This window comes from Bacillus sp. FJAT-22090, assembly GCF_001278755.1.
GTDB lineage: Bacteria > Bacillota > Bacilli > Bacillales_A > Planococcaceae > Psychrobacillus.
This window is the reverse complement of record NZ_CP012601.1, coordinates 3,214,643-3,240,494: the sequence shown is the minus strand read 5'-3', so window position 1 is coordinate 3,240,494 and position 25,852 is coordinate 3,214,643. Positions and strand designations below refer to the sequence as shown.

General features: G+C 35.2%; 27 protein-coding genes and 1 pseudogene. 8 read left to right on the top strand and 20 right to left on the bottom strand.

Annotation, left to right across the window (positions count from 1 at the left end; all coding sequences use genetic code 11):
* The first annotated feature begins 66 nt into the window (after positions 1-66).
* Complete coding sequence (locus AM499_RS16245) at positions 67-600, top strand: ECF transporter S component (RefSeq protein ID WP_053591179.1); 534 nt, start codon at positions 67-69, stop codon at positions 598-600.
* Positions 601-748: 148 nt separating this feature from the next.
* Here the strand turns inward: AM499_RS16245 and AM499_RS16240 are convergent, their stop codons facing one another.
* The 4 genes from AM499_RS16240 to AM499_RS16225 all read right to left on the bottom strand — a co-directional run bounded on the left by AM499_RS16240 (position 749) and on the right by AM499_RS16225 (position 4,973).
* Positions 749-2,266 carry a malate:quinone oxidoreductase gene (locus AM499_RS16240; protein ID WP_269432448.1) on the bottom strand — a complete coding sequence of 506 codons (1,518 nt, stop codon included), beginning with the start codon at positions 2,264-2,266 and terminating at the stop codon, positions 749-751.
* A 460-nt stretch (positions 2,267-2,726) separates the two neighbouring features.
* A complete protein-coding gene (locus AM499_RS16235) occupies positions 2,727-3,551 on the bottom strand; it encodes a MetQ/NlpA family ABC transporter substrate-binding protein (RefSeq protein ID WP_053591177.1) in 825 nt (274 codons plus the stop codon).
* Between the two features lie 17 nt (positions 3,552-3,568).
* Positions 3,569-4,231, bottom strand: a complete 663-nt coding sequence (locus AM499_RS16230; protein WP_053591176.1) for a methionine ABC transporter permease — start codon at positions 4,229-4,231, stop codon at positions 3,569-3,571.
* Positions 4,224-4,973, bottom strand: coding sequence for a methionine ABC transporter ATP-binding protein (locus AM499_RS16225; protein ID WP_053591175.1), 750 nt, complete (start codon positions 4,971-4,973; stop codon positions 4,224-4,226). The genes AM499_RS16230 and AM499_RS16225 overlap by 8 nt, the downstream gene beginning before the upstream one ends.
* 300 nt (positions 4,974-5,273) lie before the next feature.
* Between AM499_RS16225 and AM499_RS16220 the strand changes: the two genes are divergently transcribed.
* The 3 genes from AM499_RS16220 to AM499_RS16210 all read left to right on the top strand — a co-directional run bounded on the left by AM499_RS16220 (position 5,274) and on the right by AM499_RS16210 (position 6,956).
* Entirely contained in the window at positions 5,274-5,831 is a 558-nt protein-coding gene (locus tag AM499_RS16220; RefSeq protein WP_053591174.1) for a PadR family transcriptional regulator, read from the top strand.
* A complete protein-coding gene (locus AM499_RS16215; protein WP_053591173.1) occupies positions 5,828-6,322 on the top strand; it encodes a DUF4188 domain-containing protein in 495 nt (164 codons plus the stop codon). Before AM499_RS16220 ends, AM499_RS16215 begins: the two co-directional genes overlap by 4 nt.
* Before the next feature lie 142 nt (positions 6,323-6,464).
* Complete coding sequence (locus AM499_RS16210) at positions 6,465-6,956, top strand: hypothetical protein (protein ID WP_053591172.1); 492 nt, start codon at positions 6,465-6,467, stop codon at positions 6,954-6,956.
* Between the two features lie 182 nt (positions 6,957-7,138).
* Here the strand turns inward: AM499_RS16210 and AM499_RS16205 are convergent, their stop codons facing one another.
* Positions 7,139-8,443: a GHKL domain-containing protein gene (locus AM499_RS16205; protein WP_053591171.1), complete on the bottom strand. Its 1,305-nt coding sequence runs from the start codon at positions 8,441-8,443 to the stop codon at positions 7,139-7,141.
* A 606-nt stretch (positions 8,444-9,049) separates the two neighbouring features.
* On the opposite strand from AM499_RS16205, the gene AM499_RS16200 reads away from it, so the two are divergent.
* Positions 9,050-9,946 carry an EamA family transporter gene (locus AM499_RS16200; protein ID WP_053591170.1) on the top strand — a complete coding sequence of 299 codons (897 nt, stop codon included), beginning with the start codon at positions 9,050-9,052 and terminating at the stop codon, positions 9,944-9,946.
* A 74-nt stretch (positions 9,947-10,020) separates the two neighbouring features.
* Here AM499_RS16200 and AM499_RS16195 read toward each other — a convergent pair whose 3' ends face one another.
* From AM499_RS16195 to AM499_RS16175, 6 genes and pseudogenes are all read right to left on the bottom strand, one after another.
* Entirely contained in the window at positions 10,021-10,509 is a 489-nt protein-coding gene (locus AM499_RS16195; RefSeq protein ID WP_053591169.1) for a methylated-DNA--[protein]-cysteine S-methyltransferase, read from the bottom strand.
* Positions 10,510-10,544: 35 nt separating this feature from the next.
* On the bottom strand, positions 10,545-10,715 hold the full coding sequence (locus AM499_RS21725; protein WP_156316814.1) for a hypothetical protein: 171 nt from the start codon (positions 10,713-10,715) through the stop codon (positions 10,545-10,547).
* Positions 10,712-11,274, bottom strand: a pseudogene (locus AM499_RS16190) (bifunctional transcriptional activator/DNA repair enzyme AdaA). The gene AM499_RS21725 and the pseudogene AM499_RS16190 overlap by 4 nt, the downstream one beginning before the upstream one ends.
* Positions 11,275-11,302: 28 nt before the next feature.
* Positions 11,303-12,073, bottom strand: a complete 771-nt coding sequence (locus AM499_RS16185; RefSeq protein ID WP_053591168.1) for an isocitrate lyase/PEP mutase family protein — start codon at positions 12,071-12,073, stop codon at positions 11,303-11,305.
* A gap of 437 nt (positions 12,074-12,510) precedes the next feature.
* A complete protein-coding gene (locus AM499_RS16180; RefSeq protein ID WP_053591167.1) occupies positions 12,511-13,008 on the bottom strand; it encodes an LURP-one-related/scramblase family protein in 498 nt (165 codons plus the stop codon).
* Positions 13,009-13,460: 452 nt separating this feature from the next.
* The gene (locus AM499_RS16175; protein WP_053591166.1) at positions 13,461-14,423 is read right to left on the bottom strand and encodes a helix-turn-helix transcriptional regulator; all 963 of its coding nucleotides are present in this window, start codon (positions 14,421-14,423) and stop codon (positions 13,461-13,463) included.
* 111 nt (positions 14,424-14,534) lie between these two features.
* On the opposite strand from AM499_RS16175, the gene AM499_RS16170 reads away from it, so the two are divergent.
* The 3 genes from AM499_RS16170 to AM499_RS16160 all read left to right on the top strand — a co-directional run bounded on the left by AM499_RS16170 (position 14,535) and on the right by AM499_RS16160 (position 16,058).
* On the top strand, positions 14,535-15,014 hold the full coding sequence (locus tag AM499_RS16170; protein WP_053591165.1) for a GyrI-like domain-containing protein: 480 nt from the start codon (positions 14,535-14,537) through the stop codon (positions 15,012-15,014).
* An 88-nt stretch (positions 15,015-15,102) separates the two neighbouring features.
* Positions 15,103-15,525 (top strand): DoxX family protein, encoded by a 423-nt coding sequence (locus AM499_RS16165; protein ID WP_053591164.1) that lies wholly within the window; start codon positions 15,103-15,105, stop codon positions 15,523-15,525.
* 68 nt (positions 15,526-15,593) lie between these two features.
* A complete protein-coding gene (locus AM499_RS16160; RefSeq protein WP_053591163.1) occupies positions 15,594-16,058 on the top strand; it encodes a hypothetical protein in 465 nt (154 codons plus the stop codon).
* A gap of 180 nt (positions 16,059-16,238) precedes the next feature.
* Here the strand turns inward: AM499_RS16160 and rlmH are convergent, their stop codons facing one another.
* The 9 genes from rlmH to AM499_RS16115 form a co-directional block, all read right to left on the bottom strand.
* On the bottom strand, positions 16,239-16,718 hold the full coding sequence (gene rlmH / locus AM499_RS16155) for a 23S rRNA (pseudouridine(1915)-N(3))-methyltransferase RlmH (RefSeq protein ID WP_053591162.1): 480 nt from the start codon (positions 16,716-16,718) through the stop codon (positions 16,239-16,241).
* An 87-nt stretch (positions 16,719-16,805) separates the two neighbouring features.
* A complete protein-coding gene (locus AM499_RS16150) occupies positions 16,806-16,973 on the bottom strand; it encodes a CxxH/CxxC protein (protein ID WP_156316813.1) in 168 nt (55 codons plus the stop codon).
* 167 nt (positions 16,974-17,140) lie between these two features.
* Positions 17,141-18,352 (bottom strand): S1C family serine protease, encoded by a 1,212-nt coding sequence (locus tag AM499_RS16145; RefSeq protein WP_053591160.1) that lies wholly within the window; start codon positions 18,350-18,352, stop codon positions 17,141-17,143.
* A gap of 147 nt (positions 18,353-18,499) precedes the next feature.
* On the bottom strand, positions 18,500-19,288 hold the full coding sequence (locus AM499_RS16140) for an MBL fold metallo-hydrolase (RefSeq protein WP_053591159.1): 789 nt from the start codon (positions 19,286-19,288) through the stop codon (positions 18,500-18,502).
* 12 nt (positions 19,289-19,300) lie between these two features.
* Positions 19,301-20,101 (bottom strand): two-component system regulatory protein YycI, encoded by an 801-nt coding sequence (locus AM499_RS16135; protein WP_053591158.1) that lies wholly within the window; start codon positions 20,099-20,101, stop codon positions 19,301-19,303.
* Positions 20,088-21,416 carry a YycH family regulatory protein gene (locus AM499_RS16130; RefSeq protein WP_053591157.1) on the bottom strand — a complete coding sequence of 443 codons (1,329 nt, stop codon included), beginning with the start codon at positions 21,414-21,416 and terminating at the stop codon, positions 20,088-20,090. Before AM499_RS16130 ends, AM499_RS16135 begins: the two co-directional genes overlap by 14 nt.
* Positions 21,407-23,236, bottom strand: a complete 1,830-nt coding sequence (walK, locus tag AM499_RS16125; protein WP_053591156.1) for a cell wall metabolism sensor histidine kinase WalK — start codon at positions 23,234-23,236, stop codon at positions 21,407-21,409. The genes AM499_RS16130 and walK overlap by 10 nt, the downstream gene beginning before the upstream one ends.
* A gap of 5 nt (positions 23,237-23,241) precedes the next feature.
* Positions 23,242-23,946 (bottom strand): response regulator YycF, encoded by a 705-nt coding sequence (gene yycF / locus AM499_RS16120; protein ID WP_053591155.1) that lies wholly within the window; start codon positions 23,944-23,946, stop codon positions 23,242-23,244.
* Positions 23,947-24,181: 235 nt separating this feature from the next.
* Entirely contained in the window at positions 24,182-25,663 is a 1,482-nt protein-coding gene (locus tag AM499_RS16115) for a M23 family metallopeptidase (RefSeq protein WP_053591154.1), read from the bottom strand.
* Positions 25,664-25,852 lie beyond the last annotated feature (189 nt).

Sequence of the window (25,852 nt, the reverse complement as noted above, 5' to 3'; positions counted from 1 at the left end):
AAAAAGGAAACCTTGCGTAACTATTTCCCGATGCCTACAAAGTAAAGATAAGGAAGGTTTAGGACTATGCAAAAAACAACAAGTTATTCAAACGCACGCACTTTCGATTTAATCGTAACATCCATGTTAATAGCACTCGTTTTCGTTGCAACGCTCTTATTAAATATTAAACTACCGATCGCGGCAAATGGAGGGCTAGTGCATCTTGGAACAGCTATGCTCTTTATAGCATCTATCTTATTTGGCCCTAAAAAAGCAGCACTTGCCGGAGCTATAGGCATGGGGTTATTTGACTGGGTATCTGGTTGGACATTGTGGGCACCATTCACGATTGTGGCACGTGGCTTGCAAGGTTATATAGTTGGAAAAATAGCGTGGTCGTTCGGTCGCGATGGAAACAGTATTGCTTTCAATCTACTAGCTACTATCGTTTCAATTCCAGTTATGCTAGGTGTTTATTACATCTGTGAAGTCGTTCTTTATGGTAGTTGGGTTATACCAGTGGCTTCAATTCCTGGAAACATCGTTCAAAATGTAGTGGGGATTATCATCGCCATTCCAGTTTGTGTTGTATTGAAAAGAATTCCACTTTTTAAATAGGTATTAAAAAGATTACAACAACTATGTAGTTTTTTTAACATCATTTTATACTGCATGAAAAAGGGAGGATGCTTTGTAAAACAAGCATTCTCCCTCTTTTTTTTATTAATCTATTTTCATTCGATACCTTTTTTACTACACCCTAGAATTAACTATTGACTAGCTCCGTGTCACTAAGACGAAGCGTCTCAGCTGTTGAAGTATGAATTTCTTGAAGAAGCTCTGGGTTTTCCGCTAGTGACATACCATAAGAAGGAATCATTTCTTTTATTTTTTCTTCCCATTCTTTGATGTGTTGTGGGAAGCATTTATTAATGATTTCAAGCATTACGTGTACAGCAGTAGAAGCACCCGGAGAAGCACCTAGCAATGCAGCTACCGAGCCATCAGCAGCAGTAACAACTTCCGTACCAAATTGAAGTGTTCCTTTACCTCCAGCCTCCGTATCTTTGATCACTTGCACACGTTGACCCGCTACTACTACATCCCAATCTTCGCTCTTTGCGTTCGGAATAAACTCTCTTAATTCTTCCATACGCTGTTCATTTGATAACATAACTTGCTGGATGAGGTATTTCGTCAACGACATCTCTTTTGCACCTGCTGCCAACATAGTAAAGACATTATTTGGTTTTACAGAACCGATTAAATCAAAATTTGACCCTGTTTTTAAGAACTTTGGTGAGAAGCCCGCAAACGGTCCAAACAGCAATGATTTTTTGTTGTCGATATATCTTGTATCAAGATGCGGAACAGACATTGGCGGAGCACCAACTTTAGCTTTTCCGTATACTTTTGCATGGTGTTGTGCTACAACTTCTGGATTGTTACATACTAAGAATAATCCGCTTACTGGGAATCCACCAATATGTTTTGATTCTGGAATACCAGTTTTTTGTAATAAAGGCAGACTTCCGCCCCCACCACCGATAAAGACGAATTTCGCCGTATGATATTCAATCTTATTGCTATCTATATCATGCACTTTTACTTCCCACAAGCCGTCACTAGTGCGTTTAATATCCTTGACTGTATGTTTGTAGTTTAACTCTACGTTATGGTTTGTTAAATGGTCAAACAACATATGTGTCAGTGCGCCAAAATTAACATCCGTTCCTGAGTCGATTTTTGTTGCAGCAATCGGCTCATTTGATGTACGACCTTCCATAATAAGGGGAATCCATTCTTTCAGCTTCTCTGGGTTATCGGAAAATTCCATTCCTTGAAACAGGGGATTGTTTGTTAGCGCTTCAAAACGTTTTTTCAAAAACGTTACATTTTTCTCCCCTTCTACTAAACTCATATGAGGTATTGGCATGATAAAGTCCTGCGGATTACTGATTAGTTTGCGTTTTACAAGAAAAGACCAGAACTGTCTTGAAAGCTGAAACTGTTCATTAATAGTAATAGCTTTGCTAATATCTACAGATCCGTCCGCTCTTTCGGCTGTATAATTAAGCTCGCACAGTGCAGAATGCCCAGTTCCCGCATTATTCCATTCGTTAGAACTTTCTTCTCCAGCGTTTGCAAGTTTCTCAAACACTTTAATTTTCCACTCTGGTGCTAACTCCTTCAGTATTGATCCCAAAGTTGCACTCATGATTCCGGCACCAATTAAAATAACGTCTGTATTAGTTTGTTTGTTAGTCATTTTTACCATCCTTATACTATTAGATTTGCAGAAAGAATGAAAGCGTTCCCTACAACAAGCAAATGCGAGACTTCGGAACACACCATTTCTGTATCCATTTTAAACTTAACGTATTCTATTTAATCGTTCGACGAAAATTAAAATATTTACCACTATATAATATAAAATTAATTAAAAGCTAGTTAAACCTCTGATAGTATTTTATTAGTTATTGAATGAACTTTAAAATACTACGTATTCATTATATAACATTATGTCGTAAAATAGGTGTACATTTTGTCAGTTAATGCTTAAACAGAAAGCATTGAGAACATTTTAGTACTTGCGGCTCATAAAATATTTACAGGTTTTTGAAACATATTCCAAGTTCTTTCAAACTAATATTGTTCTTATCGGTCTCGCTTACAGTTTTATAAAAAAAAGTCCACTCTCAGTTGCATAAACAACTTGAATAGACCCTTTCTTTATAACTGTATTAGAATGCTGGAATTGCAGTTTCATCATAGTTTTCTTTTAAAAATTCGCGTACTTCTTCACTCGTCATTGCTTCTGCTAACTTTTTGATCGCCTCTGAATCAGCATTATCTTTGCGTGCTACTAGAGTAATCGCAAAGTCATTTTCTACACCTTCCGTTAGTAGTGCATCACTTTTTGGTGTCAAATTAAGTGGTGCAGCATAAGCAGGTGTCATGATTACTGCATCTGCGTCATCGTACATTCTCGCTAACATTAACAAATCGACTTCCTCAAACTTTATGTTTTTAGGGTTGTCCACAATATCAGCCTTCGTGTAGTATGGTCCTGTTTTATCTTGCAAAGTGATTACACCATGTTGAGCTAACAAAGCCAAAGAACGATCTATATTCGAAACGTCATTTGCAATGGCAATGACGGAACCTTCCGGAAGTTCGTCGATTGTTTTATATTCTTTAGAATATACGCCATAATTCGCAAAGTATATAGGTACAACTGGAACTAGTTCTGCATCATTGTTTCGATTGAATTCCTCCATATAAGGAACGTGTTGGAAGAAGTTCACATCCACTTCACCTGCCGCTAAAGCACTGTTAGGTTGAACATTATCACTTAGTACAACAATTTCAAGATTAATGGATTCCTCCGCTAGTTTTGGTTTAACAAGTTCAAGGATTTCCGTCATAGGTGGAATTAACGAAGCTACTTTCAATGTTACTTCTTCTTGAACCTTGTCTACATTTTCTTTATCTTTCGCCTCATTCTCTTGCCCACAACCAGCTAAAATTAACATTAGCATTGTAATTAGAAAAATTATTTTCTTCATTTTCTTCCTCCTGGTATTTATCTTTTATCAATCATTCTTGATACAGTTGTTCCGATAAATTGGATGAGCTGTACCAGTATGACCATAATGATAATCATATAAATCATTAACTCTGTTTTGAATTGTTGATATCCGTACCGAATAGCAAAATCTCCTATACCACCACCTCCGACAACCCCCATAATTGTCGAATATGAAATAAAACTAATAATCGATGTTGTTAAACCGAGAACAAGTCCCGAACGAGCTTCCACATAAAGAAATTTAAATATAATTTCCTTAACAGAAGCACCCATTGAAATAGCTGCTTCCATTACGCCTCTTGGTACGTCCAACAAAGATTGCTCTACTAACCGTGAATAATGTGCGATAGCTATTATTGACAACGGAACTGTTGCGGCCGCTGTGCCAATTGCTGTCCCAATAATTAGTCTTGTAAATGGGATTAAAAAAACTACTAACAACAAAAAAGGAAAAGAACGAGTAATGTTTACTAATAAATTTAAAGTCGAAAAAACAAACCGATTCTCAAGAACTTGTCCCTTCTTGCAAAGGTAAAGTAAAGTCCCAACTGGGAGGCCAAATAAAACTGCAGCTAAAATAGACATACCAACCATTACAAAGGTTTCTCCAATAGACACCCATATTTCAGCTTCATATTGAACTAATATATCAGGCATTGTCCATCTCACCATCCTTTGTTAATTGTTCTACAAAGTATCTTGGACTATTGTCTATAAGTTGAATCCTTTTTGGTTCGATTATTACTGTGTCGTATATTTCCCCTGCAGCCATTACAGTTACGCGATTACATATACTTTTAATCACTTCCATCTCATGACTGACAATGACAATTGTAACTCCGAGGTTTTTATTTATATTTTCTAATACCTCTAATATTTCAGCAGTTGTATTTGGATCAAGCGAAGAAGTCGGTTCATCACACAACAAAACTTGGGGTTTATTCGCTAATGCTCTTGCAATGGCAACGCGCTGCTTTTGTCCACCACTTAATTGTGCAGGATATTTGTCTATCAAATTCTCCAGACCAACAAATCGTAGACACTCCACTACTCGACTTTTGCGTTCGTTTCTTGGAAAGCTTGCCAACTCTAGAGGTACAGCTACATTCTCGTAAACCGTTTTATTCGCCACTAGATTAAAATGTTGAAAGATCATCCCGATTGATTTTCGTGCTTGTCGAAGTTCTTTGCTGCTCAAATTTGTTAACTTTTGACCATTCACTTCTACTTCACCTTCATCTGGGAATTCCAACAAATTCATTAGCCGCAGCAAGGTGGATTTACCAGCTCCACTAGCTCCAATAATTCCATGAATCTCCCCTTTATCTATCGTTAAGGACACAGATTTAATAGCCTGAAACCTTGAAAAGCTTTTACCGACGTTATGTAATTTAATCATAAAAAAACCCCTTTCTAGTAGGTGAAGGGTGGTCACAACGTTTTCAATTATAGCTTAAAATGTTTGGACTGTCATTTGGCACATACTTTCGTAAGCAAAGGCTGAAACCAAGCATACGATAGCTTCTGAGTGAATTTTGTAACCGTGTACCAACCTTATTACTACAAATCATTATTCATCGAAATTTCTTTCGTCTCAAATTCCTCACTGTTTTTTCTGATAATTAGAACTTTACTTTATTATTTAAAATAAAGTATTATATATCTAAAAGATACATATCATTTAGATAGGATGGAATGGATGAAAAAATATAATCACACAACATATGCGATTCTTGGAATTTTAACAACAGAATGTAGGTCTGGATATGCAATTAAACAACTAATCGATCAAAGCTTAAATCATTTTTGGAAAATTAGTTACGGTCAGATTTATCCTACCTTAAAGTTAATTGTTGACGAAGGTTTGGCAACGGTCGATATTTCTGCTCAAGATGGGAAGCCGGACCGCAAAGAATACTCCCTCACTTCTAAAGGTATTGAAACGTTAAAAGTTTGGCTGGAACAACCAATTGAACAAATACCAATAGAGAGAAATGAAGTTTTACTTAAATTATTCTTTGGAAGAAATCAAAGTATAGAGCATTCAATATTACTTCTTAACGACTATAAGGAGAAATTAGAAATACGTTACCAAACATATGAAAACATTGAACAAGTTATTTCCACTCATAATACTGGAGATGATTTAAAGTATTGGTTATTTACATTGGATTATGGTAAACGAATAACAAAAGCTGCAATTGAATGGTGTATCGATACTCTCAAACAATTAGAAAACAAGGGGGAATTGAAATGAAGAAACAGATTTATACAGGGCGTTATACAACCGAAAACAGTGATCCGGTTGTCGTTTTTCTAATAGGAATGAGGATTAACAAACCATTTGCTCTGAACAAATGGCTACCTGTATTTAATGCAATGCCTGGGATGATTAGAGAGCTCTATACACACAAAGAAGACTTAGGTTTTTTATCTATGGAAAGCTATTTTGGACTAAAAACGACTGTTATGATTCAATATTGGCGTTCAACAGAGGACTTATTGAAATATGCTAAAAATGAGCGGCATTTGACTGCTTGGAAAAACTTCAATAAAAAAATCGGAAATAATGATGCTGTTGGAATCTATCACGAAACCTACGAAGTAAAACCAGGAAATTATGAATCCGTTTATGGAAATATGCCTATATACGGTTTAGCAAAGGCCATGGAGCATATCCAAATTAATGTAGATAGCAACTCCGCTCGGAAACGTTTGAAAAATCCCGAAATTAGGGTAACTTCTTGAATTAATTAAAAGATTACAAGGTAATTTAGAAACAATTCTCCCTCTTTCACTACTTCCTATCTATATTTTTTACGAATAGCACAAAGTATTAGGTATGCATAGCATATATAGGTATACGTATAAAAGTGATGGAGGCTGGTGTATGGTAAATTTTCAAGCTTTTCGTGGTACCGTTACCATGATTAGTGATTTTATGATAGGGCTTAATGGGGAAGGGGAAGGTTGTTATACATTAATGGCAGTAGATAACGGAAACGGGTCTTTAGTAAATTTCGTGGTGTCACCCACTACTTACTTTGTTGACAATGTAATGGTAGCTGTAGGAGATACCGTAACGGGATACTATGATGGAAATGCCCCTGTTCCTCTTATTTACCCACCGCAATATCGGGCCCTTATTGTAGTAAAAGATAATCCTAATCAAAATGTAAAAGTAGATTACTTTAATAGTCAATTCGAGAGTAGTGATGGTCAATTAAAATTAAATATTTCACCATATGCTCAAATATTATTAACAAATGGGCAAGCTTTTACAAGAAGCCCTGCAAACCGAAATCTAATAGTTATCTATGGTCCTACCACAAGGAGTATCCCCGCCCAAACTACACCTTATAAAATAATCGTTTGGTGTTAGTTGTTATATAAAAAAACATCGTTAGTATCCTTAAACGCATAAACAAGGCAGTGCACACATATGTTAGCGCACTGCCTTGTACATTCAAGAGCTTTATATTATGGAAGAATTCAACTATAAATAATTCTCTAAAGTAAGGAAATTTTATCAGCTAAGTTCCAAGCTTACATTTTCTTTCAAAATTATCTTAGAGGAATTTTCACAATCGCAATAGTCTCTAAATCATCTGAATCAATTGAGATTTTTCCATTATATTTTTTCACTATTTCTTTTACTATAAATAAACCTTGCCCTCTGACTTTTCCCTTCTCTCCTTTTTTTGTTGAATACCCCCGTTTAAAAATATGTTCATTTTCGATAATCTTTGTTCCTGTATTTGTAATCATAAATACATAATGCGTCTCATCTGCTTCACCGAAAATCGTAATTTTACGTTCACTCTCAGGTAATTCTATCGTTGCCTCCATAGCATTATCTATTAAATTCGATAATATTTTGATTAAATCTGTTGTTTTAATTTTATTGAATGCATCATCAGAAATCGTAAAATCCATATCAATATTATAATTTTGTGCAGCCAGTTTCTTTGTTTGTAATAATATAGATAAACCAGGGTGATCAATATTATATTTTAGAGATTCGATAGCTTGAACTTCTTTAGAAAGTGATGAGAGATATTGTTGCGCCTGGCCATGTTGACCTAATTGAAGAAGTCCGTGTAATACTTGAATATGATTGGTGAAATCGTGTTTTAAAGACGATACAGAGGTGATTAATGTTTTAATTTCTGCTTGGTATGTATCTTCTGTATCCCCTATCTCCTTCGTCACTTCTTTTTGATACCATCTTTGTAAAAATAAAAAAGATCCTACTACAATCAAAATAAATACACCATTAAAAATGAATAGAAAGAGATTATTTTCCAATACTTCTCTTTTTATGTCATTGATTGTATCGGCACTTAGATCGATACCTAAGTAGCCTATCACCTTTCCTGCTTCATCCTTTATCGGTACTCCAACAGAAAGATAAGAACCATAAATGGGGTCCTCAATTACACCGGTTACATATGTCTTTCCTTCATAGGCTCTTTTTACCTGCTTTTCTGGTACTGTGCAAGCTTCTCCAATTATAAAGCCCTCTTCTATTTCCTGAGGTACTCCAGCTATCATTGCTTTCGATACCTTTGGATTATCAATTTTCAATGTATACACATATAAAGCACCCAGTTTTTCTCTTGCATCATTTAAGTAGCTTCTCAATTCCCAATAATATTCGTTTCTTACGGGGTCCTTCAAAAATTGCTCATATGTTTCTATATCTAACGTTGACGCAATAGACTTTGCTGCTTCCAGACTTTGGCTTCCAATTGATTCTTCAACGGTCCTTTTCATCTTCACATAAGAGGTAAAGACATTTAAGCTTGTAAACAATAATAATAAGACCGTTGATAATATTAAAATTAGTTTTATTTTACTATTTTTCATGCAAACTGGTACTTCCTCTTTTTTTTATTGATCTATATATAATCACGTAGATTATCATGAAATAAAATCTAGATCTATCTAACTTAGTAAATTTCAAAAATTAATCTTTTGTTATTTATTACCTTAACATAAAAAATTAATAAGAAGAGAGTTTTCCTATTAATAAATAGATTTCTTCATTTAAATTAAATTGTATTGAATGTAGTTTCTCATGTTGGACGTCTATATCATACATGAATTGATGTCCAATCCATTTCAGCACCTTATTTCCATAGAAAAGTTATAAAGCCTCGTTCCTTTTAAGAACTCGGCTTTATTAATGAAAACTTATCTATGATTATGGTGCGGTTCTACGTGACTAAAAAAAATGAGATTCTTTGGTTATTCAATTCAATGAGCTTTCCTATCTAATTCCTGAATTACTTTTCGAGTTTTTTACATACTGAAGAGTTGTCTGAAGCTACTCTCACCTGAGCGTATGAAAAGTAAAAAATAGTAAAGAGTTAGTCTAATGCTCATAAATGATTTGGGATAGTCACAGCCAATTTTCTTCCTTATTTATGATATAATAGTATGGTTGTTTTTAAGCACCAAGGAGGTCTCACAATGAAATTAAATAAAGGTATTTTATATATATTATTAGGTGCATCATTTTTTGGTTTTACACCTATATTTGCTAAATTGGGGTTTAGCTACGGTTACACACTTGGCCAAATCAATATCGTTCAAATGACGATTTCCTTTATATTATTATGGTCTTTTACGCTATTGAAACGCTCTAGCATCAAGGGACTTAATAAGAAGAAAGTTCTTCAAATAATGATGACCGGTTGTTTTATCGGGTTAACAAGTATTTTTTATTATGGTTCGATGCAATATTTGCCCGCTTCATTGGCCATCATTTTAATGTTTCAATTCGTTTGGATAGGGATCATTTTAGAATGGATTTTCAGCAAAATAAAACCCGCACCTGTAACAGTATTGTCCATTATTTTGATCCTAGTCGGGGTCTTTTTTGCTTCAAATGTTTTAAATGGGGAGATACAAGGCCTTCCTATTAAAGGTTTCATTTTTGGAATTCTATCCGCATTCACTTATGCTGGATTTATATTTTTCAGTGGAAAGGTCGCTGTCGATGTGGATCCATGGATGCGGAGCTCATTTATGGTAACAGGATCAACCATTTTAGTATTTATCCTATTTATGCATGAGATTCCCTCTGTATTGCCATTGGAGAAAGAGTTATTCACTGCTGCTGTAGGGGTTTCTTTATTTGGAGCAGTCCTACCACCATTATTTTTCGCGGTTGGTGCACCTTTAGTTTCGGGAGGAATCGCAAATATATTAACATCCATTGAATTACCTATCGCAATTCTATCAGCTAGCCTTATTTTGTCAGAAGCAGTAACTCCGCTTCAGTGGTTAGGCACGGCTATTATTATAGTGGCTATTGGATTAAATGAACTCGGTACTAACCTTTTCCCAATAAGAAAGCATTCTTGACGATCAACCCTTAGTAGATATTTATATATAAAGGTTGATCGTTAAGAAAATGGACACCGATGGTAAGATACTTTTTAAGGCTTGATACTTCTAATAGATTTTTCATGCTTAAGCAGCCATTCCTTTCTCCATAGACCACCTGCATAACCTGTTAATTTTCCTGTAGAACCGATAATTCGATGACAAGGAATGACAATGCTTAACTTGTTTTTCCCATTTGCCCTCCCTACTGCTCTGATTGCCTTTTCATTTCCGATGGAAATAGCTATATCCTTATAAGATACCGCATTAGCGTAAGATATTTTTGTTAAATCGTTCCATACTGTTTTTTGAAAGTCAGTCCCTTCAAATTGATATGGGAATGTAAATTCTTGGCGAAGTCCCCTAAAATATTCGTCAAGTTGGTTGTAGCATTCTGTTAAAAGCGGAGGGGTTTCAGCTTGTAATGAATTCTCTTTATTATCCTCTTCAGAAAACAGTATAGAATTGATAACTTCACGAGTACCAATTATTTCTATTATGCCAATCGGTGATTCATAGTCTAATCTATATTTTTTCGTCATAATAATGACCTCCAAAGATAATAGGTAGCATATGCCTACCATCCTTCACTAGCGTCTTTAATTTTTATTAGTTTATATACAGCTCCGTCTTTTATTTGATGAAGCACTTCCTGATTAGATCTCCCTAAAAAAATTAAACACTCATCAAAAATAAATTCATTTGGAGGAACAATTTTTATATAAGATTCGTGATCAGTCCAATTCATTTTGGAATCACCTTTCTATATTCGCTAGGTGAACAGTTGTTAAAACTTCGGAACACTTTATAAAAATTGGAAGGGCTTTGGAAGCCGACCTCATAGCAAATCTCAAGGTTCGACATTTTTGTACTTTTAAGAAGATAGGCTGCTTTATCGATGCGTATTTTTTCCAGATAAGTACGCGGAGTTTCGGAGGTTTCTTGTTTAATAAGCGTTCTAGATAATAAGGGCTTAAACCGACTTGATCCGCTATATCTTTTAATACTATTTTTTGCTTATAATGATTGACTAGAAGCGTAATAATTTTTTTAACAATCTCAATATGTGGTGATTGTTCAATTTCAGGCTGACATCTTTTGCAAGGGCGAAAACCTGCTTCTTCAACTGCATTGATCTCATAGTAAAATTCCACATTTACCTTTTTGGGCTTCCTTGATCTGCAAGAAGGACGGCAGTAAATTTTCGTTGTTTTTACCGCCGTAAAAAATAGACCATCATATTTACGATCACAAGCGATAATTTTCTCCCACATCTCTTCAAATGAAAGGTTGATTTTTATCACCATTTATTCCACCATCCTTTCTGCACTTATACTAGTTCTCATACAAATGAGAAGTATCCATATACGCTAGTAATTCATCCGCATTCTTTTCTAAATAAGCGTTTACTTTATCAGATAGGGCATTCCCAAAACTAAATCTCCTCACGCCTAATTCTTTAAGCTTATTACAATTTGTTAGTCCAGGTAAAGATAATACATTTAGTGGAGCATTTACATTCATGGTGATTTCTTTGATCTCGTCATGCTCTTTCAAGCCAGGAACAAAAATCCCACTAACGCCACTCTCAACATATGCCTTCCCTCGTTCGATTGTTTCTATTATAGGATTTTGCAATTGAAAATAAGTATCTGTTCTAGCGTTAATATAAAAATCTTTATAACCATTCTGGTCCAATGCTATCCTTATTTTCTCCAGAAGGTGACCGTGCGCTGAAACCTCTCTTAAGCCAATTGATTTTTTCAATGAATCTTCAATATTGATACCCACTACCCCCACATCGGCCGTCCTTAAAACATTATCAATAATCATGTTAGTGTCTTCGCTATACCCAGCCTCAATATCGGCTGAAACAGGAATTTTCACATTCTCTACTATGGTTTTGAGGATTCCTAGATGTCTATCAAAATCAATTAATTCTCCATCTGAAAATCCTAGTGAGTTTGCAATACCCCAACTGGTTGTTCCTATGGCTTTGAATCCTGCTTTTTCAAGTGTTAAGGCTGAAAGTAAATCCCAAGCGTTGCCTAGAAATAATATATCATTTGAAAAATGCATCTCTTTGAATTCCTGAATCTTGTTCATTTTATTTCCTCCTAATGTTCGTTGAATTCATTTTAACAAGCAATCAATCTTCATTTCGTCCTCATTCTTGCTCTTATGGTCTGTCTTATAAAACAAAAAAAGTGAAGCTATCTGCTTCACTTTTCTAAAGTCTATGCTCTCTATAAACTCATAATTAAATAAATTTATGTAACTATCTTATTTGTACCCTGTTGGTTTAATGGAAATTTATTATTAAGAAAAACCGCACCTACTTATGGTAGGGTTCACCGTAAGTATTCTAAATGCGGTTTTATAAAATTAATCCAGTTATCATGTAAATATTCTCATTACAACTCAATAAAAAAAGAGGGAATTCGTTTATGATTTCCCTACTTATTTGATGTATTTCAACTGTTATTTATAATTTTGAATATCTAAAGTAAACGCGTCAGCATTTTACATTGTAAATCCTTACATTAGGTCGCCGCTGCTGAGGATGCAGCTGCTTGGTCAGCTTTCACACAATCAATTGCGACAACGAACGCAATAATGATAGCCTCCATCTCCTCATTTAATATTTGAACCTTGTAGCTATCACCCCAAGTGAACCACTCCTTGTTCACTTTACCTATGACTACACCATGCTGTAAAACCTGAAAATCCATATCCCACCAGTTACCGTGTACCTCAATGTCTGCAGCATCAATCGTATAGCGTGCTTTAAAGAAAGAAAACTCCTTCTTAATCGTTAACACCTCTCGACCATTCACCTCAACAAAAAACTTAGGTAAAAAGCTAAACACCTTTTTCGTAATAAGCGCGACTTCATCTCTTGTTGTATTCATAATGGAGAAAGTCTTTGGAATCTGCATAAAACTGCCCTCCACGTAATAGACATCCTTCTCCTGCTGATCTTTTACCGTAAATTTGCCACTTAGACTGAATACCTTCTGCTTTATATAAAGTTGCTTCATACTACGCCTCCTTCGATATAGCATATTATTAAAGAACCGATCTCACCATAGTTCTTAATAGTGATAAGAATGTTATTTTGAATTTTGTTTAATAAAATTTGCTAAAGAGAAAAAAATATTTATTATATATATTCAACGTATTATATCGAAATACCTTCTATACGAAAAAGTATGCAAAATAAAGAATTTTGCATACTTTGCTTATCTATTCAACAAATAAAAAAACGCCTTTTTTATGATACGGTTCACCGTAACACATCTAAATGAGGTTTTTACCTTTTTTGTTAAAATGATTTTACTAGAAATTCAATAAAGAACAGTACTGATAAAAATGCTATTAACCTCTCAAAGTATTTACACTAATCAGAAGTATATATCTCCCCAATGTGTGCAAAATTGAGAGGCACTGCAATTGGCCAAGCTCAAAATTATTTGGCTTTTAACCGCATTGCTTAAGGGCAGAATAAACATACTCTCTCATGTAAACCTTCTAAGACTTCTTCTGGCACTTCCCTGACCTTGATATCCTCGCCTAGGAAAAGCAGCCAATTTGTTATTTCGGTCAATTCTCCTGAATTATTAACATTGATAAAAGTCTTTAGAATGGCTGTGGTTTGGTAAGGATTTGTATAGGAAATTGAAACTTTTAAAGGATGGTATTTTTTGAACTGGGCAATTGCCTTTGGACCAAGTTCAAGGACAAGGTTGATTACTTCTTCCTGCTTACTTAGTTTTTCTAAAATATTTTTCTTACTTAATCTTTTTTTCGTAGGGTATGGCTCGACATTGGTGAGATTGTCGACAGGAAAAATCCCCCTATTCTCTTCTTTTAAGTCAAATCCTTCAATCAGCCAAAGGCTTTTTTCACGATAAAGGTGCAAGAGATAAATTGGATAAGTCTTTACTATCTTCTCTTCTTCGATAGTAATCAATAAATAGCGATCCAAAAGAAGGATTTGGATAAGTTTTTCTAAAATAGGATGGGGGAGGTCTGACAGATCAAGTAGGTCGGGATTATTAGGGTTAGTTCCTTCAAAAAGCAAGATTTGATTTAAAAGAACGAGGTCATCTTGCTGGTTTTCTGAAATGAGGCCTAGTAATTTTTCAGCTAAAGACTGACGGCTCTTTAGATAAGGGAGTTGTTGATTTCTTGTGGCCATAAAGGCAATAAAGAGAGCTTTAATCTCATTATCGGTGAAGCGGACAGTGGGCAGGACAGAATTGTTCATGACAAAATAGCCCCCATCCCTTCCAACTTCAGCAACAAGGGGCATCCCCATGGCTTCAATTTCTCTGATATCTCTAATAGCGGTTGAACGAGAGATGTTAAATTCTTGCATGATCTCAGAAATTGTAAAGTGGGATCGGTTGTTGATATACCGCATGATGATATTAATCCGTTCAACTTTTTTCATCTGGACCTCCTAAACAGTATCATTTTTTGACACTATTAAAGACTATTATAAACTCATCAAGTGAAAAGATAAATCATTTGATAAATTTTAAAAAAGAGGAAGGTTTTGAAAATGGCAAATTATACTTTAGAAGAAAAAGACAGCTTTATCGTTTTAGGTTTGGGAACTGAGCTTACGAGCGATTACACAGACTATGCTGGCATAAACAAGGAAAAGTCAGACTTTTGGCAGTCAGTCAAACAAGATGGACGGCTTGACACGTTAAAAGCCCTAGCCACAAATGAATACATTTTCGTCGTTAACGAAGCCGTGAATAACAAGATGATGCATTATGCTGGTGTCATGACAGAGGGAACATTACCTGAAGCAACTAGAGTTATCCAATTTCCTAAGGGAGAATACCTCGTTGTTAAAGGGGAAGCGAATACAGATGAAGAGTTGAGTAACAAACTTACTGGCATTGCCTTTGGAGAAGCCTTGCCAGAAGCAAATAATGTTGCCTATGTTGGTGGCCCAAATACAGCTGTTGTGATGGGGCAGCGAAACGGCTTAGTATTTGGTGAAATGTGGATTCCTGTTGTTAGGAAATAAAGGGAGGTGTCTATTTAGGAGTTGATTATTTAGAAAATTTGTAACGTTTAATAAGTTTTCACTTAAAACAATGATTAGGAGGGATCAAATGAGTAAGGTTATTGGTGCGGAAACAACCGCGAAGTTAGAAACCCAGCTCAATGGAAATTTGATTGCATATTGGTCAGTCACATTACTACTCGCAGGATCGATTACGTTAAGTGGTATCGGGCAACTGATGCAATTGGGGGGAAACATTGAGTTAGTGACGAATATTGGTTACCCATTATACATCACGAATATTCTTGGGACTTGGAAAATACTTGGAGTCATCGCTATCGTCGTGCCACGCTTTCCTAGACTTAAAGAATGGGCTCACGCTGGTCTCTTCTTTTTAATGACTGGTGCGGCTTTGTCTCATGCGTTTGCTAACGATTATGGTGAATACGGGTTTCATGTTATCCTTCCTCTTTCATACGCTGCACTCAATATCGCTTCATGGGCGCTGCGTCCGAAGAGCCGCAAACTATAAAGAGGGTTGGACTTTTTGGTGAAATGTGGATTCCTGTTGTTAAAAAAAGATAAATGGAGGGTTGGGAAATGTCCTATGTAGTTGATTTTAAAAATGTGTCTACGGTTGATTTAGAGTCTTCACCTGTAGTAGAAGCGCTTGCTGGTTTACGTGCGAACGAGGCCCGTTACTTTATGAACAAATATAAGCATGAATTTACGGTTGTACCTGCTAGCGAAAGTCAGGAGACCCTTGATTATGTGAACCGAATTTTGAAAGAAGAACGTGAAATTGAGTTTGCTGCCAAACCTTTAGAGACTTCACGTTTTCAAGTGGAAAATATCAAATTTGCCTACGTCTTTTATGAGGATGGTCTTGCGATCAACGTCATGTATACGGTTGATGACCCTAAGAAACGGGCCGTTGGTTTTAAGCTTTCTGAGGGGATGGAAGTACCAAAGGAATTAGAAGGAAAGTTTAAGTTTGCTAGGCAGAAGTCTAAACTTGCTGGAACAATTCGAGGCTCATTTTTTGTAATTAAAGGCGAATATTAAAGTCAACAAAAGTGCATATGGAGGATTCAACCATTTTTTGTAGTTGTGTTCAATCAGGATTTTTTTCATTTTGATAAGAAAATCCTGATTGAACAAAAACAACCATTCATGTTACAAATGTTCATCTAGTCACTCAAAAATCAAAATAGCACTTCTCCCATCAAACTTTTTCTAAAAACCTCACTTATGATACGGTTCTCCCTTAATAATCCGAAACGCTCTATAAATCTGCTCCACGAGCACAAGCTTCATTAACTGATGCGGTAATGTCATCTTCCCAAATGACAACTTTTCATCTGCTCTTTTCAATACTTCCTCATGTAGACCGAGAGATCCGCCAATAACAAAGGCAATTTTACTTTTTCCATATGTCATGAGTGATTCCAGGTCACTTGCAAGCTGCTCGGAGGATTTCATTTTACCGTCGATAGCAAGTGCAATGACGTATGTATCTGCTCCGATTTTCGCTAAAATACGTTCTCCTTCTTTTTTCTTTACAATTCTCATGTCGGCATCACTTAAGTTTTCTGGCGCTTTTTCATCGGGCACTTCCACCAAATCTATTTTTGCGTAACTGCTTAGTCTTTTTGTGTATTCGTCAATTCCTAATTTCAAATATTTTTCCTTTAATTTTCCGACCGAGATAATTTGTATATTCACAGGTTATCCACCTTTACATTTCATTTACAAACAAGTTATACACATTACTTATCCACATATCCACATTAGTTATCTACATATTGTGCTCTATTTTTCATCAGCTACAATATATACTGCTGCGACATCACAGTATGTGCATTTTGTGGATAACTTTTCTTCATCCGCTAATTGTTCTAACATAGGGAAGGTTTTTTGTTCTGCTACAAACATATCTAAAGCTTGATTTATATGCGTTTCGCAACTGAATATTCTCAATTTTTCGCTTCCTTTCATTATCTTATTTTTCTCCAGGGTTATACACAAATCGTACATTCTTATCCACAGCCTATTTTAACAAACAAAAAGCGAGTAGGAAAGACAAGCTTTTCTCATCCTACTCGCTGTGTAAATCTTTTATTTACATTTGAAAGTTATCCACATGTTTATAATGCATCTGTTTCGACTAATTTCAATGTAAGCTCCACTACTTTTCCTTGGCGATATACTTTAACTTTTAAGTCTTCTCCAATTTCTTTTTCATTGTATAAATGTTTTCGTAAATCGATCGTATCTTCTACTTTCTTTCCATCCATTTCAACAATGACATCATACGTCTCCATTCCTGCTTTTTCTGCTGGCGAATTAGGAACTACTTCATCGACTACTACCCCTGTAGTTACTTCAGCAGGTAATTTCAATGTTTCTTTTTGATGGAATGCAGGTACATTGGTTAAGTCTAAAAGAGTAATACCCATAGAAGGACGATTTACTTTTCCGTTTTGCTCTAAATCTTCAATAATTGGTATTGCAGTGTTAACAGGAATTGCAAGTCCAATCCCTTCTATAGTTGATTCAGAAATCTTCATCGAGTTTATGCCTACAAGTTGACCTGCTAAATTGATTAAAGCTCCTCCACTGTTACCAGGGTTGATAGCAGCATCTGTTTGTAAAACCTCTGCTTGCCAATCTACCACTTGGTCTCCATTCAAATCAACTGGAATCGCACGATCTTTACCAGATACAACACCTGTTGTAACCGATCCATAAAAATCTAAACCAAGAGGGTTACCAATAGCAATCACTGTTTCTCCTTGTTTAAGTGTATCTGAGTTCCCAAATTCAATCACTGCATCTACTCCAGCGTCATCCATTTCAAGAACTGCTAAATCACTCCATATATCGCTTCCTACAAGTTTGGCATCCACTTTTGTTCCGTCCACTAATGTTACTTCTAGGGATTTTGCTCCTTCTACAACGTGATGATTTGTTATAACGTAAGCTTTTCCACCAGCTTTTTTATATATAACTCCAGAACCTGTTCCAGCTTCTTGTGTAGATTGAGAGTTACTCCAAAAATCAGTAACCGACTGAATATTAGTAATACCCACTACGGCACCAGAGGCCTTTTCAACCGCCCCTGTAACGTCTGTTGTCACATCAACAGAAAGCTGTTTGGTTTCCTGTGTTGTATTGTTTGATTTGATTTCATTATTTGATGGTAGGTTCGTTACAACTGAAGGTATTAAAAACCAAACGAGCAATGCACCAACCATAACACCTGCCAACGCACTAAAAAAATAACCAGCTAGACCTCTTTTCTTTTCCTTCTTTGGTTCTTCTGGTTTTTCTGGTTCATATGGATTGTATTCGTCCATTTTCATCTCCCTTTCTTCTAACATATATGCTTGTATTAGTAATTTACCCAACTTACATTAAAATAAGATGAAAATTCTTTTAAAGTTGAATAAAACTTAAATGAAAGAACAAAAAAAGCCCCAAAAGCATTAAATAGCTTTTGGAACTTATACTAGGACTAACTCAGTAGGCTTATTGGCATCGGTATCATGTAAATGTACATATTCACCCGCAACAATTCCACAAGATTGAAGCGTTTGTGCCACACTCATACGAGCAAGGTCCTTCATATTATTATCTTTGCTTAAATGGGATAAATAAATATTGGTATTTTTGAAATCCACTACTTCGCTCATAGCAACAGCAGCATCTTCATTTGAAACATGTCCAACATCACTTAAGATTCTTCGCTTAACCGACCAAGGATAGCGTCCCATCTGAAGCATGCTTACATCATGGTTGCTTTCAAAAACGAAGGAGTCTGCTCCTTTGATATGTCCCTTCATCCGATCACTTACATAGCCGGTATCTGTAATTAATACAAGCTTTCGATTATTTTCATGGAAAACGTAAAACATCGGATCTGCTGCATCATGTGATACAGCAAAAGACTGAATATCAATTGTGCCAAATGTTTTTACCGTTTCCATGTCAAATTGGAATCGTTGATCTACTGGTACATTTCCTATGAGAGAATCCATTGCAGACCATGTTTTTTCATTTGCATAAATAGGTACACCGTATTTTCTTGCAACTACACCTAATCCTTTAATATGATCACTGTGCTCATGTGTAATAAAAATACCAGAGAGTTTTTTTATATCCCGATCTATTTCACTAAATAGTTGTTCCATCTTCTTTCCACTTAGTCCTACATCTACTAAAAAGGAATGCTCTTCATTTTCCACATAAATTGCATTTCCACTACTACCACTTGCCAATACACTAAATCTCATCGTTAAAACTCCTTACTTGTCAACAGCTTGTTCTGGATCTTTTTGGATTTCAACAATACTTCCCTCGATGGCGTTTACAAAATAATCTTCCTTCGTTCCATCTGCAAGCTCAACTAAAATATGCCAAGTAGGTAAAAATACTTGTGTTTCGGTTAGTTCTATTAGTTGTGAATAACCTAATTTAATATCCTTTACTACAGAGTCAGGTTTTAAGTGACCATGATTATATAATACTTTAATCGCTTGCATAGAACCCATTAAGATCCTGTCTTCATTATAATCCTCTAAATTATCCAATATTGTTTGTTCATATCGAACTACCTCTTGCTGATCATTCCAATAAACAACTAAAGTCGCATTTTTATTGTAGTAAACAAATCGATTATTTACTTTTTGAAAGAAGGTTGCTGATTGGTTTTCCTCATCTTTTTTCCATAGACTGTACGAGTCTCCACGTAATACATTTTCACGAACTATCTTTTCAACTGTGTTTTCTTCCGTGATCGGAATGGCTTTATTAAACGTGCTCGTTAGTTTAGAACCATCTATTACAATTGTCTGATTTGGTAACTCTTCTAATTCTTCTAAAATGAAATTATGCGTATTTCCCGAAACGTAAGAAGCTTCTTTTATATCTACATCCATTTTTGGAACCGTAATATTATCTTGAAAAAGTCTATCCTCGATAGGTGCATCACTCATTACTTCTAAATCCAATGCCTCATTGTATCTATTTAAATAAAGGGAAAATAAAAATACATTTAGTATGGAAAACACGATGATAAAAATAGTTTTTGTTTTATTCCAATCCATACTTGCCACCTCCCAGTAATTCTGGGGATACTCGATTCCATTGTCCATTTATCAAATAGTACCATGAAGGTTCTAGATTAAGTAATGGTTGTTCGTCGTCCCGAGTCAAATTGTAACCAATCAAAATCTCATCCACTGAGGACATGTTTATATTAGAAATGGTAGAAATCAGATCATAAGTAGCTTGTCCAGATGATAATGGTACTTCTCTTGTTTTAAACCGGGCAGATTCGTTCAATGTATAATATGGTCTATTATATCGATAAATACGGTCCTCGCCCCATAATTGTGAGATCTCTGTTGACATGTCTTTACTAAAAACAGGCATTCCATACATGTAAAGTTGATAACTAACTTGTAATGTAGCTGGATTGATGCGACTGAATCGATAATCGTCTGTCCACCCATTATGCTCATTAACAAAATTTACAGTATACTGAATGATATCTGCCGGATTACCTGCTTTATCACTCTCAGAGGACGGATGGACATAGCCCAATTCTTTTGACATAAACTTAACATTCATCAAGGCATTATCATCAGAGAATTCCTGTCCACTAGTTCCTAATGGATTACTTCGAACAAGACTTGGATTGGAGAAAAGGGCATTTTTAAACTTTTCTGGTGGTATTTCTTCTAAAAAATACGTAAAACCCATTACATTCTCTGGAATATTAGAAGCATAGAGCGAAAGTTTACCAGGTCTTTCTATTTCATTATATGGCGATAGGTTGATTGACTGTTTATAAATATGTGCTGAAAATGTTTCTCTATCCACTTTATCAACGTACGTTGTATAAACTTTTGGTTTTATTGTATTTACAAAATATAAACGGACTTCATCCTCTGAAGTTTTATTCCAGTCTATTATTAAACGATTGAACGAGGCGTTCGGTAAATCCCGATCATTAAAAGACAATATGTTACTAAATGTCTTAATCGGCACCTCTGCAGGGTAAAAGAAGGTCAATCGATTTGGTGTCCGAATGAATTCGTTAATTTGTTGAATGCTTACTTTGTTCTTTAAAGGCTCTATCGTTTGTAGTTCCCACGATTTCATAGAACTAAATACTTTGTCAAGGATAAGTGGAGATGTAGAGCCTGTCAAATTTTCATCATGACTATATAAAAGACGATATGGTTTAATTATTTCTTCCATTTTCTTTTTATCCGCAATCGCAATATCTACTACAGGTGTTTCGTTTGCTTCGTATGGTGGAGAAAAAGTCCATATAGTAAAGGTCAAAGTAAGACTTAATAGGATGAGTAATAGTAAAATAACTGATTTTACTTGTTCAATATACTTCAATCCCACTCACCTTCCTCATCTATTACAAGATCAAGTGTAAAAAAGACAGTCGTTCCATGTCCTTCTTCGCTTTCAGCCCAAATTTTTCCGCCATGAGCTTCAATCATTTCCCGGGCAATTGCTAAACCTAGTCCAGTCCCACCCATCGATCGTGCTCTTGCACGGTCAACTCGGTAAAAACGATCAAAAATACGATCAACATTATCAGAAGGTATACCCATACCATCATCCGATATCATTACTTTCAGTACTTGGTCCTTCACAGCTATTCCAAAGCGAATATTGCCACCATCTGGGGAGTATTTCAATGCATTAGAAATAATATTATCAATTACTTGTGTAAGTTTGTCGGTATCAATGTCAACATAGTAAGGTGTTTCGGGAAGCATTCGATGAAACGTTACATTTTGAGATTTTGATAATTCAAACCGATCTATAATACGATTAAAAAACTGGTTGAAATTCACAATATCTCGATTTAAATCATAATCTCTACTATCCATTTTGGACAATTGAAGTAAATCATTTACTAATCGAATCATTCGTTGTGTTTCAGTTTGAGTTACTTGTAGAAAGGATGGGGCAATCTCTTCATCTTTCCAAGCACCATCAGCCAATGCTTCCAAATAACTACTCATTGTTGTGAGTGGAGTGCGTAGCTCATGTGATACATTCGCTACAAATTCTCTGCGCTCCATATCGATTTTCTCTTGTTCGGTATTATCATGAAGAACTGCAATTAATCCATTTACAAAACCAGTTTCTTTTTGTATAACTGAGAAGTTTACACGTAATATAAAAGGTCGTTCATATGTGCTAAAATCCAAAGTTATAGATTCCTTCGAATATATCAAATCTTCAAATGACTGTTCTGATGCGTCAATTCCTAACACAGAAATAATAGGACGGTTTAATACCATTTCTCTCGGTATTCGTAATAATCTAAGTGCTGGATCATTAATTAAAATGATTCTCCCTTTACGATCAGTTGCAATAACCCCATCTGTCATATTGGTAAGAACCGAAGCAAGCTTTCTTCTTTCGGCTTCTGTTGTTGACTGTGCTTCTTGTAATCGGTTTGTTAAATGATTAAAAGCAATAGCAAGCTGACCAATTTCGTCATTGCCATATACACGTACTTTTCTTGAAAAGTTTCCTTTTGCCATTGCCTGTGCCTGTCTTCGCATGTCTGAAATAGGTCGTGTAATAGTTTGTGCTATTAATATCCCAAGCACAATTGTGATCACTAATGCAACAGCAGTTCCACCTGCGAGAATTTGGTTAATCTCATTCATTTGACCAAATACATTTTCAATATTTGATTCTATATATAGAGAACCAATTACTTCTCCTTTATCGACAATAGGAGTAGCTAGTATCCAAATTCTCTCTTTGGATTCCGGATCAAGGGAAATATTATCAAAAGGTGTTGCAGAAGTTATGGAAAATCTAACGAGTTCATCCAATGATCTTTGCCCTACGATTGATTGATTGTTAATATCAGATGTTGCAAGAATTTGATATCTTGCATCGATCACTCGAACTTCTTTTATATCATTCGAATTAAGTCCATACAAAATAGAACGCAAACTTTGTTCTATGGATGCGTCTTCTTCTTCATTTCTAACTTTTATGATTTCTTCTCTTGTACTAAATACTAGAAGACTTACACGATCTTTAATCGATTCTTGAAAGTTATCTTTTAACGTTTCCTCGAGTTCTTTCACAAAATACAAACCGATTATTTGCATGGCGATAATTATTAACAAAATATAAATCAAAACAACCTTAACGTGAATTGATTTAAAATAACCAACCTTTTGCATTTTTTCTACTCCTGTTCAGGATTTCGTAAGTAATAACCAACGCCTCTTCTAGTTACAATCCATGTCGGATGACTTGGATTATCTTCAATCTTTTCTCGTAGACGTCGAATGGTTACATCGACTGTACGTACATCACCAAAATAATCATAACCCCAAACCGTTTGAAGCAAATGTTCACGAGTCATCACTTGTCCAATATGTTTGGCTAAATAATGTAATAACTCAAATTCTCTATGTGTTAATTCAATTGTTTCCTCTCTCTTTAACACTAAGTATGCATCCGGTTGGATAGTTAATGGACCTATTGTAATATCATTTGTTATTACTTCAGTGTCTTCTTGAATTGTTTGATGTCTTCTCATATTTGCCTTTACTCGTGCAATAAGCTCACGCGTACTAAATGGTTTCGTCACATAGTCATCTGCACCTAATTCTAAGCCAAGCACTTTATCTATCTCCGAATCTTTTGCAGTTAGCATAATGATCGGAAAATCATATCTTTTACGAATTTCTCTGCATACTTCCATTCCATCTCTATTTGGAAGCATAATATCTAATAACATTAGATCGGGTTGAAATTCTTCTACCTTTTTTAATGCTTCGTCGCCATCATATGCACAAAATACTTGATAACCTTCTTTTTTTAAATTGAATTGAAGTATATCTGCAATTGGTTTTTCATCATCAACTACTAATATTTTCTTACTCATTTGGTTGAACCCCTTTTCGTAATTTGTTCTATTTAAATGTTTTTATCTTTTACATTCATTCTCTTACTCTACCATGCTTTTGAACTAATCGCATTAATTTAAGAATACCATAAATTGAATAAGTCGATGATTGTCGAAATATTTCCTGGGAAATTTTAAAAAAACATGTACCTATGTATGTTAGTTCTCAATTAAAAAAGAGATAGCCAATCTAGTGACTATCTCTTCCATACTATTATTTTAACACGGTCAATGGATTAATCGTAACTCCATTTTTTTCTACTTCAAAATGTAAGTGAGTTCCAGTTGAACGACCCGTACTTCCCATAACACCTAATTTAGAACCTTGGGGAACGACATCTCCGACACTAACACTTATAGAAGCTAGATGCGCGTATGTTGTTTTGTATCCATTTTTGTGATCAACAATTACTCTATTACCATATGTACCGTCCCATCCAGCAGCTACTACGACTCCATTGTCTGTTGCCTTAATGTCAAATCCACTTGGTCTTGCGATATCAATTCCTTCATGTTGACGACCCCAACGGTAACCCATTTTACTTGAAATATATCCACCTTCAGCTGGCCAAGCAAATTCCCCTGATCCTCGAGAAGGAATTACTTTTGTTCCTTTTAAAGTGATCTGATCTTTTGGTTCCACCAGTATAGTTTCTTCAATAACAGATTGGCCTGCTTCCACACCATTTTCTTTACGCACAAGATAGGTTGCTTCTCTCTTACCATCCGAACCCTCTTGTTTTACTTTCGTATCACCTTTGTACATTTCTTCTGATTCTTCTACTTTTTTATTGTGGTTAATAACTTCAATCGCTTTTTTCTCATATAGTACATCTACATTAATAAGTGGTTTTAAGACTGTTACATTTACCTCTTGACCTATTTGTAATAAAGAAGATTCAGTCATATCTGGATTGATCTTTATTAGCTCAGCAGTTGTTAAGTTATGCTTACTAGCAATTGTGCCTAACACATCTCCTTCTGCTACTTTATACGTCTCTTGTTCTAGTGTTCCTTCTAGTAGAAGTTTAACAGCATCATCTGGTGATACAATCTTTTCAGGATTTACATCAACTGTTACGCCAGAAACTTCTTGTTTTAAAACTATTTCTTTAATACGTGTTTCATTTTCTTTTAATTCGGGTAAAGTTTCTGTAGAACTACTTCTTGCTTCCAGTTCGTTTAACTCGGCTTCTGTCACAAAATGTAATTTTAGTTTTCGAATGACTTCTTGATATGCTTCCAAGTCTTTGACGTAGACTGCCATCTCGTCATTGATCGATAATGCAAAAGCAGTTGCTTCTACTTCTATAAGTTCCTCTAACTTTTGAAGGGTAGCATCATCGTTTGTAGATGTAGTAAAAACTTGTTCAGGTATAACGGAAAGATTGGAACCAGCTATTAAAGAGAGGTTTTCGTACTTGGAGCTCGAACCCTTCACTTTTTCATCTAACATGGCTTGCATTTCTTTTTTATTAGATAGTGCTCCGACATATTTTCCATTAGAATATATATGGTATATTTCTTTTAATGTATTATTATTATTTTCACTTTCATTTGCAAAAGCCATATTAAAAGATACACTTGAAATAAGTAACATTGAAACTGCTGCTTTTTTCATTATATTTGATCTTCTGTTTGAAAGAACCTCAAGATAATTATCCTTCTGTTCTTCATTCTTTCTTTTCAAAAACATGATAAAGCCCCTTCCAAGTTCATAAAAAATTAATTTCCTTTTTTCAGGCTCTTTTAATTTAACATAATTGATTTAATCAAGTATCGAAATAGGACGCTTTGTAAAGAAACTGTATAATTAGCACCATTTTTTTGAATATAATTCCATTATATTCTATTTTACTATGATTCGATAAATATTTTAACAATT